At 65.8% G+C, this 15,422-nt stretch carries 12 protein-coding genes and 1 pseudogene; 4 read left to right on the top strand and 9 right to left on the bottom strand.

The features are described 5' to 3' along the window. Positions 1–479: pseudogene (locus JSE7799_RS20895) on the top strand (IS4 family transposase); the annotation flags it as partial. 176 nt (positions 480–655) lie between these two features. Here the strand turns inward: JSE7799_RS20895 and JSE7799_RS04035 are convergent. The 3 genes from JSE7799_RS04035 to JSE7799_RS04025 form a co-directional block, all read right to left on the bottom strand. Beyond that, positions 656–1,111 (bottom strand): universal stress protein, encoded by a 456-nt coding sequence (locus JSE7799_RS04035; RefSeq protein ID WP_055662459.1) that lies wholly within the window; start codon positions 1,109–1,111, stop codon positions 656–658. A 29-nt stretch (positions 1,112–1,140) separates the two neighbouring features. Further along, positions 1,141–2,121 (bottom strand): hypothetical protein, encoded by a 981-nt coding sequence (locus JSE7799_RS04030; RefSeq protein WP_055662458.1) that lies wholly within the window; start codon positions 2,119–2,121, stop codon positions 1,141–1,143. A gap of 83 nt (positions 2,122–2,204) precedes the next feature. Further along, entirely contained in the window at positions 2,205–3,068 is an 864-nt protein-coding gene (locus JSE7799_RS04025; protein ID WP_055662464.1) for a branched-chain amino acid aminotransferase, read from the bottom strand. A 109-nt stretch (positions 3,069–3,177) separates the two neighbouring features. Here JSE7799_RS04025 and JSE7799_RS04020 point away from each other — a divergent pair, with 109 nt between their 5' ends. Beyond that, positions 3,178–3,687 carry a YdcF family protein gene (locus tag JSE7799_RS04020; RefSeq protein ID WP_055662457.1) on the top strand — a complete coding sequence of 170 codons (510 nt, stop codon included), beginning with the start codon at positions 3,178–3,180 and terminating at the stop codon, positions 3,685–3,687. Between the two features lie 3 nt (positions 3,688–3,690). On the opposite strand, the gene JSE7799_RS04015 is transcribed toward JSE7799_RS04020, so the two are convergent. The 3 genes from JSE7799_RS04015 to JSE7799_RS04005 all read right to left on the bottom strand — a co-directional run bounded on the left by JSE7799_RS04015 (position 3,691) and on the right by JSE7799_RS04005 (position 8,185). After that, positions 3,691–5,988 carry a glycosyl hydrolase family 28-related protein gene (locus JSE7799_RS04015; RefSeq protein WP_055662456.1) on the bottom strand — a complete coding sequence of 766 codons (2,298 nt, stop codon included), beginning with the start codon at positions 5,986–5,988 and terminating at the stop codon, positions 3,691–3,693. 163 nt (positions 5,989–6,151) lie between these two features. Further along, complete coding sequence (locus JSE7799_RS04010) at positions 6,152–6,547, bottom strand: DUF4864 domain-containing protein (protein ID WP_144431548.1); 396 nt, start codon at positions 6,545–6,547, stop codon at positions 6,152–6,154. Between the two features lie 66 nt (positions 6,548–6,613). Continuing rightward, on the bottom strand, positions 6,614–8,185 hold the full coding sequence (locus tag JSE7799_RS04005) for a lysine--tRNA ligase (RefSeq protein ID WP_055662455.1): 1,572 nt from the start codon (positions 8,183–8,185) through the stop codon (positions 6,614–6,616). A gap of 85 nt (positions 8,186–8,270) precedes the next feature. On the opposite strand from JSE7799_RS04005, the gene JSE7799_RS04000 reads away from it, so the two are divergent. After that, entirely contained in the window at positions 8,271–8,699 is a 429-nt protein-coding gene (locus tag JSE7799_RS04000) for a tellurite resistance TerB family protein (RefSeq protein ID WP_055662462.1), read from the top strand. A 228-nt stretch (positions 8,700–8,927) separates the two neighbouring features. On the opposite strand, the gene trpS is transcribed toward JSE7799_RS04000, so the two are convergent. Continuing rightward, entirely contained in the window at positions 8,928–9,941 is a 1,014-nt protein-coding gene (gene trpS / locus JSE7799_RS03995) for a tryptophan--tRNA ligase (protein ID WP_055662454.1), read from the bottom strand. A gap of 92 nt (positions 9,942–10,033) precedes the next feature. On the opposite strand from trpS, the gene JSE7799_RS03990 reads away from it, so the two are divergent. Next, a complete protein-coding gene (locus tag JSE7799_RS03990; protein WP_055662453.1) occupies positions 10,034–10,732 on the top strand; it encodes a rhomboid family intramembrane serine protease in 699 nt (232 codons plus the stop codon). On the opposite strand, the gene murJ is transcribed toward JSE7799_RS03990, so the two are convergent. Both murJ and JSE7799_RS03980 read right to left on the bottom strand, forming a co-directional pair. Beyond that, entirely contained in the window at positions 10,723–12,300 is a 1,578-nt protein-coding gene (gene murJ, locus JSE7799_RS03985; protein ID WP_055662452.1) for a murein biosynthesis integral membrane protein MurJ, read from the bottom strand. The two genes, JSE7799_RS03990 and murJ, sit on opposite strands and share 10 nt — an antisense overlap. Before the next feature lie 337 nt (positions 12,301–12,637). After that, positions 12,638–15,394 carry a [protein-PII] uridylyltransferase gene (locus tag JSE7799_RS03980; RefSeq protein ID WP_144431547.1) on the bottom strand — a complete coding sequence of 919 codons (2,757 nt, stop codon included), beginning with the start codon at positions 15,392–15,394 and terminating at the stop codon, positions 12,638–12,640. Between the last annotated feature and the right edge of the window lie 28 nt (positions 15,395–15,422).

The raw sequence follows: 15,422 nt of genomic DNA, 5'->3' as shown, positions 1-15,422 counted from the left end.
GGTGCAGGGGTGTGCGGGGCTTCACGGCCGTCCTGCCTGGCAGAGCGAGTCACCCTGACCTCGAGCTCCACTTCGGTGCGCGCCGTATCAAGGGCGGCGAGCTTCTCGTGGTGGCTTCGCCCTATCCAGCCACTGGCGCGCACATCCTGCGGCAGTACAAGAAGCGCTGGCTCATCGAGTGCCTGTTCGCCGACAGCAAGACGCGGGGGCTGAACCTGGAGGACACCCGCCTGACGCTCGCGTCCAAGTTGTCTCTGCTCATCGCCATAACCGCTATTGCCATCGCCCTCATCTGCCGTGCTGCAGCCCAGCTCATGGGACACAAATACCCCGCCCGGAAGAAGCACGGATACTGCTCGAAATCCTGGTTCCGGACCGGCTTCGATGAGGTCCGACGATGGATGCGGTCCGGTCCCGAAACGCCTCTCGTCGCCCGAAATCTCGTCGTCCCGAGACGGCTGCGGGTGGGAGTCGTGTAGTCTGATCAAATGGGAATGCCAGGATGCATGACCCGCTCTCAGCAGAATTTCCAGACCGCAGGTTGCTCTATCAGACGTATTCGCCGACCTTTCGGTCAGCATTCACCGGAAGTCCTGATGGATCAAAGGGACGCAGCATTTCAGCATGACGATTCCATCTAGTAAGCCGGTGGCTATCACGCGATCGCTTCAAGTTCCTCCTTCGTCAGATTACCCGGCACGATTGTGATCGGCACCGGAAGCGTTCCGGCGGATTTGGCGAGTTGAGTGACCAGCGGCCCCGGTCCCTTTCCCTCCGGGCTCGCCCCGAGAACCAGCACGCCGATCTGTGGATCATCCGAGACCTGCGCGAGGATCTCCGTGACCGGCTCGCCTTCACGGATCACGAGGTTCGGGTTGAGGCCGTGCTTGTCGCGCATCCATTTTGCGAACACCTCGAAATGCGCCACGATCCTGTCCCGCGCCTCTTCGCGCATGATGTCGCCGACGCCGATCCAGTGGTTGAACTCGTCGGGGAGGATCACCGACAGGACCTCCACGTCGGCGCCGGTATGTTCGGCCCGCAGCGCAGCAAAGCGCATCGCGTTGAGGCATTCGCGGCTGTCATCGAGGACGACAAGGAACTTCCGCATGTGAACTCCGGCGTTGATTTCTGCAGCGATCAGCTTTGCGCGCGGAGCGAGGGTCTGTCCACCATATCGATGCCCGCCCGCAGAACCCGCCCGCCGAGCCACGTGGCGAAGGCGGTGGCCGCCTGAAGCGCCGTCAGCCAGATCAGGACCAGCGCCCCGGCCGCCCCTCGGCTCAACCGAACCGTGGCGCGAAAGGCGCGTGACTTGCCGAGAACGGCCATCACGCGCGGCGTGCGCGGTCCCGCGGCCTCGGCCACGCGGGCCAGGCGGGTCGCGTCTTCGGGCGTGTCGACCAAGCGCATCAGCCGCAGCGTCGCGGCCGTGGAGGTCGCCGTCCGCACCGTCCCCAGATCGGCCGCGACGGTGCGCAGGACAGGCCGCGCCGCGGCATCATTCATGTCAAGAAGTCGCGCCATGCCCGGCGTGATCGACCCCATGCGCCGCGCCGTCCGCAACATTCCGGCGCCCGCCTTGACCGTTAGGCTGGACCCTCCCGAGAGAACAACCGCTCCCGTCGCGCCGAGACCCACCAAGGCCAGTCCGGCGTCGAGCCGGTCGATCTCCTCCTCGTCCCACCACGCGGTCCCGGCGCGGCGCAGCGCGTTGAGATCGCCGAGGGGCGACATCTCGAACGGTACGGCACAACTGCCTAGCATCGTCAGCGAGGGACACGTCGCGGTCTCCGCCATGCAGGCGGCGCAGGTCTTTGCCGCCGCCAGCCAACTCTCTCGAGCCTCGAGCAGAGCCTTTGCAGCCGAAACGTCCACCGCCCGATCCAGATCGCGGGCGAGCGTCACGAGCATCGCCGTCCGGTCGAGATCTTCGGCTTGGACGGCCTTGTCCAACTCCGCGGCGACCCACTCCGCATCGGCGCGGCTCCGTACCATCCGCTCCAGCGTTAGGGTCAGTTCCGCTTGCGACCGCTCCACAAAGGGGGCGGCGAAAGGATTGGACGAGAGGGCCCAGACCGTCGCCCCCAGCGTCAGCGCAAGGGGCAGAAGGCGCAGCAACCGCCACCTTGAACGCCGCAGTCGGGGCGGTGCCGCGGGCGGTCGCGGGCCAACCCGCCGGAGCGGCGGCTCGATCCTCGGCGTCACGCGCCCGACAAGGCCCAGTCCCAGTACATTTCGCGCACCCGCCGCGTGACCGGGCCGACCTGATACTGACGGTCGTCGAAAGCTGTCACGGGCGTCACCTTGGTCAGGTTGCCGGACAGGAAGACCTCGTCGGCATCGCGGAAATCGTCGAAGGTCAGGACCGTTTCATGGACCCTCTGACCTTCGCGCGCGAGATTGGCGATGTGACGTGCCCGCGTAATTCCGGCCAGAAACGTCCCGTTGGCGATCGGCGTGAAGATCTCGCCATCCTTGGCCATGAACACATTCGACGTCGCGCTTTCGGCAACGTTGCCCATGGCGTCGGCGGCCAGGGCGTTGCCGAACCCCTTCGATCGCGCCTCGACCAGCATTCGGGCGTTGTTGGGATAAAGGCAGCCCGCCTTCGCGTCGCAAACCGCGTCTTCGAGAACCGGTCGGCGGAACCGCGTCGTCGTCAGAGTGGTGGTGTCTGACATCGAGTGCATCGGCACCTCCTCCAGACAAATGGCAAAGCCCGTCTCCTCCTGCGAAGGGGCAACGCCGACGTCGGATCCGTGGATCGCCCAGTACATCGGCCGGATGTAAATCGCCGCATCGGGGGCAAACCCTTCCAGACCCTCGTGGATCAGGTCCACCATTCGTGCGGGATCGACCGTGGGCCGCAGCATCAGCGCTTCGGCGGAGCGGTTCACCCGGGCGCAGTGGCGATCGAGATCGGGCGTCACGCCCTCGAAGCGCCGCGCCCCGTCGAAGACGGAGCTGCCCTGCCACATTCCGTGATCGGCGGCGCGCATGATCGGCTGATCACCGTCGTGCCAGGTGCCGTCGAACCAGGTGCGGATCGTCTTGCCGAATGCCATGCCGTTCTCCCCCGATGCCATGTCCGGCGCGACGATAGGCGCGGCGCGCGGGGGCGTCCACATGTACCGCACTTGTCAGCGGTGTGCCGCGGCGTAGACAGGAGGGAGCATGATTTCCGAACGCATCGCTATTGTCCTAGGCGCGTCGGTCCGCCCCGATGGGACGCCGTCGCCGACCCTCGCCCTGCGGGTGGACCATGCCTGTGCGTTGTTCGCCCGGGGCGAAGTCGACCGCATTCTTCTGACGGGAGGTGTCGGCCGCCACGGGCCGGCCGAGGCCGAGGTGGCCGAAGCCCGCGCCCGGTCACGCGGGGTTCCCGCCGGAAGGCTTGCGGTGGAACCGCGCTCCACCTCCACGTTCGAAAACCTGACCGAGGCACTGGCGCTCTTGCCTCAAGATGCCAAGCTGGTCCTCGTGTCGAACCGTTGGCACCTGCCGCGCGCGTGCCTGATCCTGCTCATTTTGGGGCGAGACGCCCGACTTGACGGTCCCGCAGGATCCGGCTCTTGGGCATGGACCGCACGCGCCATTCTCCGTGAAATATTGGCCACGCCCGTGACGATCTGGCGGGCGTGGCGATATCGCAGGCGTATGCCCCCCGTCGAGGGCACCCGCTAGAATTCAGCCCGTCCGGTCGCAGCGCACCGTGACGTGAACCTTGCCCTTCACCGGATCCTCCCAGTTGAGCTGGATGGACTGCTGATTGCTCCCGAGACCAGCCGCAGTCCACGGCGCGGCGAACGCCACGCTGTTGTCGGACCGCCGGATCGGACCGTCGGGCGTCACTGCGACCACCGCACGGGCCGCCGCGCGGAACGGCAGCCGATCGTTCAGGTTGGACGTCCAGGTCCGACCTGCGGTATTCTGCGTGACAGACGTGACAATCGGATTTTCGAACCGATCGCGGACGGCGTGGAACGTGTTGGAACTGACGTTGACGTCCACGAACCGCGAGTAGTCCAGATCGGCATGCGTCGTGTCGACGAAATCGACCCGGTCGAGTTGCTGACCCTGAACCGTCTTGAACGAGTTCCCCATCACGGTCATCCCGTTGATGAAATGACCCGGGCCATAGGGCTTGATGTGTATCGGCGCATAGCTCGACGGGACGTTCGACGAGTAGAAGATGTTGCCGACGATCTGGAATCCGCCAAACGAGAATTCGCTCTGGAAGTCGGGGGCGGGATCGTATTCGTTCGTCCATTCGATATAGGCGTTGTCCACGTAGTTCGACGTGAACACCGTCTTGGCTTGGGCATCGGCAAAGACCATGCCGGCCGTTCGCTGCCCGAGACTCTGCGCATCGCCTTGGAAGAAGTGGTTGCCCGTCACGATGTGGCCCGCTCCGCCCATTACCGCGAAATGGCGGAACATCACGGCCCGGTTGTTGCGGATCTTCGCGTCGTTGCTGTTCACGTTGAAGCCGATCGTGTGCCGGTCCTCCACGTTGTCCGGCTGCTCGGAGGACAGGAACTGACACCGGTCGATGAGCAGACCCTGGCACCCGGTGCCGATGCTCGAGATGCCGCGATCGCGCGGACCGTTGATGAAGCAATCCTTCACGTGAAAGATCAGACCGTCCAGCGGCAGCATGATGCCCGAGGATCTGTCCGCCATCAGGAATTCGATGGCGACGAGCGAGAAGCGCTGCAGAAGCGCGAAACCGGAGAAGTCCAACGCGTATTTGAACCGGTCGAACGTGTAGGTCTGCTTACCGGGGGCGCCCCAGAGCGGGTTGCTCAGCTCGAGCGTTCCGGCCGCCTCGTCCTTGGACCTGACGTAAATCTCCCGTCCCACCCCCTGCGGCGCGGTCACGAGGGAGCCGACGGAAATCGCACCGATATTCTGCACATTGCTCAGGCGCCGCGGGTCGCCCGAATTGAACGAGGCGGAGGCGACCACGCTGTCGGTCTTGAAGGCGGCGGTGTTCTTCACCTCGATCTGCCCGTTCCGGATCGAACGCTGGTTGGCGAAGGTGTTCCTGTCATAGACCGCCGCCTGCACGTCGAGCGGCTGGGTCAGTTCCACCCGGCGGCCCATCATGTCGAGCGTGTCGTGGTCGGTGAACGCGAACAGGGCCTGGATCGCACGACGGAACCCCTCCTCCTCATCGCCGAAGGCGTCGATATAGGAGTTGAGGTCGAAGTTCTGCTTGAGGCTCAGGCGTCGCGAACGCGGCATCGTGACCCGCCCCTCGAACCGGACCGGCGCATCCATCGTGACGTGCTGGCTTAGACGGTAGACGCCCTTGGAGACGAGAACCTCGCGCCCCGCGGCCGCAGCGTCCGCGGCGGCGAAGGCGGCGCTGTCATCGGTCGACCCGTCCCCGACCGCGCCGAAATCGCGTACGTCGACCCAATCCATCATATCGCGCAGAAAGGCGCCGGTGATGTCCTCGACCTCGATGTCCTCGACCCGCACGACGCCGTCGCTGGCGCCGGTGAGGTCCAGCCCGACATGCGCATGGGCCACCTGTGCATTCCAGCCGAGGTCCACACCCCCGCGTGCGCCTGTGCCGAGGATCGCCGTGACCGTCACGACACGACCGTAATCGCGCAGCGCTACTTCCGGACCCGAAATCGGCACACCCGAGACCACATTGCCATCCGCGCGAACCGGCGTCGCCGCCGCACGCACGTTCGGCAGATTGCCCGCGACCGCCTTCACGCGGACGGTGATGCGGTAGTAGCAGCCCGGGAAGATCGGCGTCGCGCCCATGTATCGGATCCGTTGCACACCGTCGGTCTTCACAAGCTCCAGGCAGCCGCCGAAATCCTGATCCGCCGGCACGAATGCGGCGTAACCCGCGCTCGCATAGGTGTTCGACCCGGGCCGCCCGTCCTCGCGGGACCAGACGCCCAGTCCAGCCTCGAAGGGCGGCGGCGTAAGGACCAATCCGTCGGTGATCGCCTTGTTCATGTCATTCCCCTTCGCGCAGGTGGCGTGAAAACGCAAAAAGGACCGCTCCGGCCTTACGCCGGAACGATCCTCGTGATGTGTCGTGTCGCGGGATCGCCCCGCCGTGGTCGTCAGGAAGGGGAACCTCGGGTCGAGCAGTTAACGATCCGTTAACGCCAGAGGGTCACGCGCCCACCTCCGGCGTCTGCAGGAACCGTACGCCCGCGATACGCCATCCGTCGGACGTCTCGACCATCGTGTATTCCAACAGGTGCAGGCGCCCGGACACGTCTGTGATCAGGACATCCTGCGTCCAGTTTGCGCCGCGATCGTCGGCACCGAGATATTCCACCGAGTCTGGCTGCCAGACCATCGGATAGCCCCTGCGGACCATCTGGCCGAATCGCTGCGCATCGCCGAAAAGCCGCCTGATATTGGGCGCGGCATAATTGAAGGCGCCGGCGGAATCGTCGGCGCGGAACCGCTCGATCTGCTGCCCAATCGTGCCGCGAATCTCGCTTTCGTCGGCCTGTGCCGCGCCGGCCATCAAGGCCGCCGCAAGGATGAAACGCTTCAACATCATCCAACTTCCCCTGTTGAGGAAGAGGCTAGCCAACAAGCGCCGCGAGGCGAATGACAGCTTGCCTCACCCCGCGGCCAACTCTCCTGCCATCGCCCGGTCGATCAGGTCCGCCGTCTCCGTCACGCCGTAAAGCGCGATGAACCCGCCGAATCGCGGGCCCTGATCGGCGCCGAGCAGCACTTGATAGAGCGCCCTGAACCAGTCGCGCATCGGGTCGAACCGCTCCCGCCCCACATCGTAGACCAGCCCCTGCAGCGCCTCGTCCGTCGCCGGGCCGTTCCAGGCGCGCAGTTCGTCACGCAACGCCTCAAGCGCCTCGCGTTCCTTGCCGGTGGGCAGGCGGTAAACCTTCACCGGTTTCACGAAATCGTTGTAGTACCGCACGGCCCCGGCCGCGGCCTGATCCAGCTGCGGGTTCTTCTCCGCCGACGCGTCCGGAGCGTACCGGTTGATGAAGCCCCACAACACGTCTTTGCTTTCCGCGCCCGACACCGAGGCGATATTGAGCAGCATTGAAAACGGCACCACCATGTCCGACGCCGGCACATCGCCGCCATGGACGTGGAAGACCGGGTTGTTCACCCGCTTCTCGATATCCTGATCGGGATAGGCCCGAAGCTGCTGGTGGTATTCGTCCACCGCCTTCGGGATCACGTCGAAATGCAGCCGCTTGGCCGTCTTTGGTTTCGCGTACATGAAATAGGCCAGACTTTCGGACGGCGCGTAACGCAGCCATTCGTCCATCGAGATCCCGTTGCCCTGCGACTTTGAGATTTTCTGGCCCTTCTCGTCGAGGAACAGCTCATAGACCAAATGCTCCGGCGGCGTCCCGCCCAGCACGGAGCAGATGCGGTCGTAGATCGCCGTGTTCGTCCCGTGCTCCTTGCCGTACATCTCGAAATCGACGCCCAAAGCAGCCCAGCGCGCCCCGAAATCGGGCTTCCACTGCAGCTTCACGTTGCCGCCCGTCACCGGCAGCGTCCATTCGCGGCCGTCGGGATCGTCGAACGTCACCGTCGCTTCGCGCGCATCGACATGCTTCATCGGCACGTAAAGAACGCGTCCCGTCTCCGGATGGATCGGCAGGAAGATCGAATAGGTCTCCCGCCGCTCGTCCCGCAGCGACTTCAACATCACCTCCATCAGCGCTTCGTAACGCTCCGCACAACGCCGTAGCACATCGTCGAACCGCCCCGAGCGATAGAACTCCCGCGCCGAGATGAATTCGTACTCGAAGCCGAACGCATCGAGAAACCGCCGCAACATCGCGTTGTTGTGGTGGCCAAAGCTCTCATGCGTGCCGAACGGGTCAGGCACGCTGGTCAGCGGCTTGTGCAGGTGCTCGGCCAGCATCTCGCGCTGCGGCACGTTATCGGGGACCTTCCGCATTCCGTCGATATCGTCCGAGAAGCAGATCAGCCGCGTCGGAATATCTGAAATCGTCTCGAAGGCCCGCCGAACCATCGTCGTGCGCGCCACCTCGCCGAAGGTCCCGATATGCGGCAGGCCGGATGGGCCGTAGCCCGTCTCGAACAGCACCTCGTCCTTCTTGCCCTCGACACGTTTGAGCAGCTTGCGCGCCTCCTCGAACGGCCAGGCCTTCGAATTCATCGCTGCGTCACGCAGGTCGCTCATGGGATCGTCCTCGGATTGGGATGCGCCCACCTATTGCGGCGGCGCGGGGCGGTCAATAAATCCACACGCGAAGGAGTCGCCCATGATGACCGAGACCAGTTCCGCCCCAGCCCTTTCGCCGCAGGACGCGCTCGTGGCGCTGATGATCACCGTCTCGGCGTCGGACTCGACCATCCGGACGTCCGAGCTTCTGACGATCCAGGCCATCGTCAACCACCTGCCGATCTTCGCGGATTTCGACGAGGACCGGCTGGAGGGCATCGCGCAGACGGTCTTCGACCTTCTGGAGGAGGAAGACGGCCTCGACGCGATTTTCGGCCTGATCAAGGCGGCCCTGCCGGTCACCCATTACGAAACGGCTTATGCGCTGGGCTGCGACGTCGCCGCCGCCGACGGCACGGTGCTCCAGACCGAACTCGAGCTTCTGCGCGAAATCCGCTACGAGTTCGAGATCGACCCCCTCCACGCCGCCGCGATCGAGCGGGCGGCAAGGGCGCGTCACCTCAGGCTCTGAGCCGGCCTCATCGCGATGACGGATGTGTGATTCCCGCGCCCGAACGGTCGTTACGTCGACGACGTCTCTGTGGCGGTGCCACATGTTGCAACGGCATCTACTCGCCCTCGCACAATGCAAGAGGCGCGTAGAAAGCCAAAAAAGCGCAGCAGCCTAAGGCGCGGATATGCGAAATCTCCGCCATGACGCCGGCGGCCGGATTTACCGCCGACATTCCAGCCGCTCAAGTCAGCGCACCATCCCCACAATCTCGTAGGTCCGCTCGAGGATCGGCACCGTGATCTCTCGCGCACGTTCCGCCCCCCGGGCAAGGATCCGGTCGATCTCCGCGGGGTCGTCCATCAGGCGCGCCATCTCCGACGAGATCGGCGATAGCTTCTCCACCGCGAGATCGGCCAGTGCTTGCTTGAAATGCCCGAACATCGCGCCTTCGTGTTCGGCCAGGACCGCATCGACCGTCCGCCCCTCAAGCGCGGCATAGATGTTGACCAGATTGCGCGCATCGGGCCGCCCTTCCAGCCCCGCAACCGAACCGGGCAGCGGGTCCGGGTCGGTCTTAGCCTTGCGGAACTTCTTCGCGATCGTGTCGGCGTCGTCGGTCAGGTTGATCCGGCTTCCGTCCACGGGATCGGACTTCGACATCTTTTTCGTTCCGTCCCGCAGGCTCATCACCCGCGTTGCGGCCCCTTCGATCACCGGTTCGGTCAGCGGAAAGAAATCCACGCCGTAATCGTGGTTGAACTTGGCCGCGATGTCGCGCGTCAGCTCGATATGCTGTTTCTGGTCCTCGCCCACCGGAACATGCGTGGCGTGATAGATCAAGATGTCCGCCGCCATCAGTGCCGGATAGGCGAACAGGCCGAGGCTCGCCGCCTCGGCGTTTTTGCCCGCCTTGTCCTTCCACTGCGTCATCCGGCCCATCCAGCCCATCCGTGCCACGCAGTTGAAAACCCAGCCGAGCTGCGCGTGTTCGGGCACCTGGCTCTGGTTGATGAGGATCGACCGCTCCGGATCGATCCCGGCCGCCAGAAACCCCGCGCAAAGTTCGCGCGTGTTGTGGCGCAACGCATCCGGCTCCTGCGGCACCGTGATCGCGTGAAGATCGACCATGCAATAGATCGTCTCGTGCGTTCCGGCCTCCTGGGTGGAGACGAACTTCGTGATCGCGCCGAGGTAATTCCCGAGCGTCAATCCGCCCGAAGGCTGGATTCCGGAAAAGACGCGCGGTGTGAACTGGGCCATCGAAGCCTCCGGGGGATCAAAAGGGGGGACTGGTCTCGCGGTGGCGCATCGCTTAGCCAGCGGGGCGCATCCCGTCAACGCGAGGCAAAGCCGTGGCTCCGATCGATCCCCGCAACCAGAACCCGTTTAACACGCTGCCGCCCCTCGTCGTGGGTCTGGCGGTCGTGATTATGGGGATCGAGGTCTTGTTTCAACTTGGCACGCTGGGCCTGATTGGCGGGCGCGAGGCCGTGGGCTGGCGGCTCGGGGCACTGCAGGATTGGTCGGTGGCCGAGCCGGTCTGGGACTGGATGTGGCAAACCCGGCAGCTCCCGCCGGCGGAAATTGCCCGCCTCTTCGCCTATCCGCTGATCCACGGCAGCCTGCTTCACGCGGGTTTCGCGGCCGTCTTCGTTCTGGCTTTCGGCAACGCCATTGCGCCACTTTATCCCGGCTGGCGGTTCCTTGCGATCTTCTTCGGCGCCTCGTTCGACGGCGCGCTCGGCTATCTGATCCTCTTCGAGACGCCGCAGCCGCTCTTCGGGGCGATGCCCGGCGCCTACGGTCTGATCGGAGCATTCGCCTTCCTGACGCAGCGCGGTCTGACCCGCGCCGATCCGGCCCGTGCCTTCATGCTTCTGGGCTTCCTGCTGGCGATACAGCCGGTTTTCGGAATCCTGACCCTGCAGGGCTTCGGGTGGGTGCCGCCCTGGGGGGCCGAAATCATCGGCGCCGCGACGGGATACGCGCTCGCGCTGGTGCTGTTTCCCGGCGGGATGACCGGTCTGCGCAATCGCCTGCGTCAGCGCTGACGCCGGACCATGCCGCGCAGTTCGACCATCCGCGTCGCCCCGGTGGCCAGCGCGAAGACGAAATAGCTCAGCATCCCGAGACCGACGAGGATCGCCAGCGCCAGACCGCGCCAGCCGCCACCGAACATCGGCCCGAGGATCAGGTTGGCGGCCCAGAGAACCGCGCCCATCAGGATCGACGCCACGAGGGTCCGCCAAATCCGGGTCCGCGCCCGCATGTCCAGCTGTGCCACATCCCCCATTCCGCGCGCCCCGCGCCACAGCAGGACAACCATCGCCCAGGCCGCCACCGTCGTGCCCAGGGCCGCCGCCGGCCAGCCGATCACGCGCGACAGCCCGATCGCGATGACCGCGTTCACCACCATCGAAACCAGCGCGTAATTCAGCGGCCGGCGCGTATCTTCGCGCGCAAAGAACAGAGGCTGCAGCACTTTCTGGAGCACGAAGGCCGGCAGGCCGAGCGCGTAGATCATCAGCGCGATGGACGTGGCCGCCGTGTCGTCGACATCGAATGCCCCCCGCTCGAAAAGGACCGAGACGAGCGGCCAAGGCACCACCAGAAGCGCCACCGCCGAAGGGAGCGTCAGCAGCCACGAAAATTCGAAGGCGCGCGAATAGGCGTCGCGCTGCCCCTCCCGGTCGCCGGCACGAACCTGCCGGGCCAGCGAGGGCAGGAGCACGATCCCGATGGCGATGCCGACGACGCCGAGCGGAAGCTGATAGAGCCTGTCGGCATAGCTCAGCCAGGCGACCGCGCCCTCCACCTCGGATGCGATGCGGCGGCCGACGATCAGGTTGACCTGCACCACCCCCCCCGCCAGCGCCGCGGGCGCCGCGATCACCGCCAGCCTGCGCAAATCCGGCGTGATCCGAGGCATGCGCCGCGGCAGCAGCCGGTGTCCCGCCCGGGCCGCGGCCCACCAGACGAGCCCGAGCTGCAGCAGCCCTCCGAACGGCACGGTCCAGGCCAGAACGCGGCCATACGGGTTGACGACCTCCGTCATGTCGAAAGGCAAGAGCCCCGGAAACGCCCATGTGAAGGCAAGCGCGCCAATGAAGGTAATGTTGAGAAGCGCGGGGGCGGCGGCGGCGGCCAGAAACCGGCCGGCGGAGTTGAGGACGCCGGAGACGAGCGCGGCGAGCGATATGAACAGGATGTAGGGAAATGCGATCCGGCCGTAGATCACCGTCAGGTCGAACCGCACGTCACCGGCAAAGCCCTGCGCGATCAGCAGCACCAGCGCGGGCATGGCGATGATGGCGACCGCGGACAGGGCCGTCAGGATCACCACCATCGCCGCCACCGCATCGCGCGCGAAGGCGTCGGCCTCGCTTTGATCGACCTCCAGCTTGCGGGCATAGAGCGGCACGAACGCCATGTTGAACGCGCCCTCGGCGAAGAAGCGCCGGAACATGTTGGGGAGCGAAAAGGCGATGAAGAACGCCTCGGCCGCCGGTCCGGTCCCGAGAAACCGCGCGATCAGGATGTCGCGCGCGAAACCGAGAAGCCGGGACAGCAGCGTCCAGCTTCCTACGGTGAGGAAGCCCTTGATGAGGCGAGGGGCCATCAGGAATTCCCGTGTCGAACCCAGGGCGCGCGGCGCCGGTGTGGCCTTGTGACGCGGCGCGTCGCTCGACCCTCGCCGTCGCTTCCCGCACGGGAAGGTCGGTCACCTTCGCCGCTTCGACGGCCTCGGGCCGCGCATCGAGGGCGGAACGGTCCGCGCCGTTCAGCCGCCCATCTACCCCCAAGGTGGATGGCCGAGCGTAATGCCGAGGGAGCCAATCCGGCAGGATCCGATACTGTTCGATCCGACCTTCCGGATCGGACCGGAGGCGGAAAACCCGAACCGCGCGCCCGAATCCGTTCCCCCGCAGGTGTCAACGTCGCCGCGATGACCCGCGTCACGCGCCGGCCCTCTCGGCCGCACGGCTGACGGCGGCACGCAGCTTGCGCTCCAGAGCCTCCTGCTTGGACTTCGAGTACAGCTTCAGGCCGAAGATGTCCTTGACGTAGAAGCTGTCGACGACCTGTGCGCCGTAGGTCGCGATCACGGCCTGGCTGATCGAGATGCCGGAGGCGGCGAGAACCTGCGTCAGGTCATAGAGCAGGCCCGGCCGGTCGCGGGTGTCGACCTCGATGATCGTGTAGATTTCGGAGCCGTCATTGTCGAAGCTGATATTCGTGGGCACCTGAAACCGGCGCTCGCGCTTCTTGATCTCGCGCTTCTCGAATTCGCGCCGGGTGACGACCTCGCCCTTGAGAATCTTGTCGATCATCGTGCGCAGACGGGGCAGGCGGGCCGGCTCGTAGGGGTGGCCGTCGGCATCCTGCAGCCAGAAGACCGACGTGGCATAGCCGTCCTTGGAGGTATAGCTGCGCGCGTCCACCACATCCGCCCCCACGAGGCTCAGCGCGCCGGCGAGCCGCGAGAACACGCCCGGATGGTCCTGGCAGGCCATCAGGACGCGGGTCGCGTCGCGGTCCTCGTCGGCCTCGAGTTCAACACGCACCTCTCCGTCGGGCAGGTCCTTCAGGAGCGAGGCGAAGCGAACCTGCGCCGCCGTCGGGATCCCCTGCCAGTAGGGCCCGTAATGGCGCCCGATCTCGGCGCGCTTCTCGGCCTCCGTCCAATCGGGCAGCGCCTCGCGGAACAGCTGCTTGGCCCGGGCCTCGCGCGTTTCTCGGTTAACGTCCTCCAGCCCGTTCTCGAGCGCGGCCGCCGTGGCACGGTGCAGCGCGCGCACCATCTGCGCTTTCCAGTTGTTCCAGACGGCGGGCCCCACGCCCCGGATATCGCAGACGGTGACGACGGTCAGCAAATCCAGCCGCTCGCGGGTTTTCACCGCCTTGGCAAAGTCCCGGATCGTGCGGGGATCGGCAATGTCGCGCTTCTGCGCCATGTCCGACATGAGCAGATGGTACCGCACGAGCCATTCGACCGTCTCGACGTCCTTGGGTTTGAGCCCCAGCCGCGGCGCGACGCTGCGGGCGATCTTTGCGCCGAGGATCGAATGATCCTCGGGACGCCCCTTGCCGATATCGTGCAGCAGGAGCGCGACGTAGAGCACCCGGCGGTTGACGCCCTTCGACAGGATTTCGGTGCATAGCGGCAGCGCCTCGACCAGCTCTCCCCGCTCGATCTGCGCAAGGTTGGAGATCACCTGGATCGTATGCTCGTCCACCGTGTAGGCGTGGTAGAGGTTGAACTGCATCATCGCCACGATCGGGGCGAATTCGGGCAGGAAGGCCGACAGGATCTGCAGCTCGTTCATTCGCCGCAGCGCCCGCTCCGGACTGCCATGGCGCAGCATCAGGCCGAGGAACAGCCGCACGGCGGCCGGGTCGGCGCGCAAACGGTCGTCGATGAGGTTCCGGTTCGCCGCGATGAGGCGCATCGCGTGGGGGTGGAGGAGAAGGCCCGTCCGCAGCGCCTCGTCGAAGATGCCCAGCATGTTGATCGGCGCGGCAAGGAATGCCGCCTCGTCGGCCACGTCCAGCCGGCCCTGCAACTCGATGTAAGGAGGCCGGACCCGTTTGCGGCGCCGAAAGAAGCCCAGCAACGGCGGCTTCTTCTTCACATTGTCCGCCTCGAGCGCCACGAGCAGGATGCGCGTCAGTTCCCCTACGCGGGTCGCATGGCGGAAGTATTCCTGCATGAAGTGTTCGACCGCCCGGCGGCCGCCATGGTCGCTATAGCCCATCCGTTCGGCCACCTCGACCTGCACGTCGAAGGTCAGGTGGTCGGCCGCCCGGTTCGCGATCAGGTGCAGGTGGCAGCGGACGCACCACAAGAACCGCTCCGCAGCCTCGAAAGCCTTGAACTCCTCGGCGAGGAACACGCCCAATTCGACCAGGTGCGCCGGATCCCCCGTGCGGTAGCGGTATTTGGCGATCCAGTAGAGCGTCTGGAGGTCGCGAAGCCCGCCCTTCGCCTCCTTGACGTTGGGCTCGAGGATATAGCGCTGGCCGCCCTGCTTGCGGTGCCGCTCCGCCCGTTCCGCCAGCTTGGCCTCGATGAAATCGGGCGCCGTCCCCTCGAACAGTTCGGTCCAGAGACGGTGCGCCAGTTCGTCGGTCAGCGCGGCATTTCCGCCGACAAGCCGGCGCTCCAGAAGCGCGGTCCGGATCGTGTAATCCTCCGCGCCGAGACGCAGGCATTCCTTCACCGTCCGGGTCGCGTGGCCGACCTTCAGCTTCAGATCCCACAAGATGTAGAGCATCGATTCTACGACGCTCTCCACCCACGGCGTCACCTTCCAGGGCGTCAGGAACAGCAGGTCGACATCGGAATGCGGCGCCATCTCGCCGCGCCCGTAGCCGCCGACGCCGAGCACCGCAAAGCGTTCGCCCTCGGTCGGGTTGGGGCAGGGATGCAGGTGCCGCGTGGCGACGAGCCAGGCGCATTGCACCAGCCGGTCGGTGAGAAAGGTATAGGAATGCGTGACGCGCCGGGCCCGCGTCGGATCCGCCTCGAACCCCGCGCGGATCGCGTCGCGGCCCCGGTCGCGGGCCTCCGCCAAAATCGCGAGGGTCGCGCGGCGGGCGTCCATGGTGTCGGACGCAGCCGACAGCGCGTCGCGCAGCGCGGCCAGCACGGCCGCGTCGTCGAAGATCGCGCCGGACGTCGCGATCAGCGTCTCGTCCGGTGCGGCGGGCAGGTCCGACGGGTCGAAGACGGGCTTGCCG

Origin of the sequence: Jannaschia seosinensis, assembly GCF_001408515.1 — a bacterium.
GTDB lineage: Bacteria > Pseudomonadota > Alphaproteobacteria > Rhodobacterales > Rhodobacteraceae > Jannaschia > Jannaschia seosinensis.
Note: the sequence above shows the minus strand (reverse complement) of the source record. Positions and strands in the feature narration are given on the sequence as shown.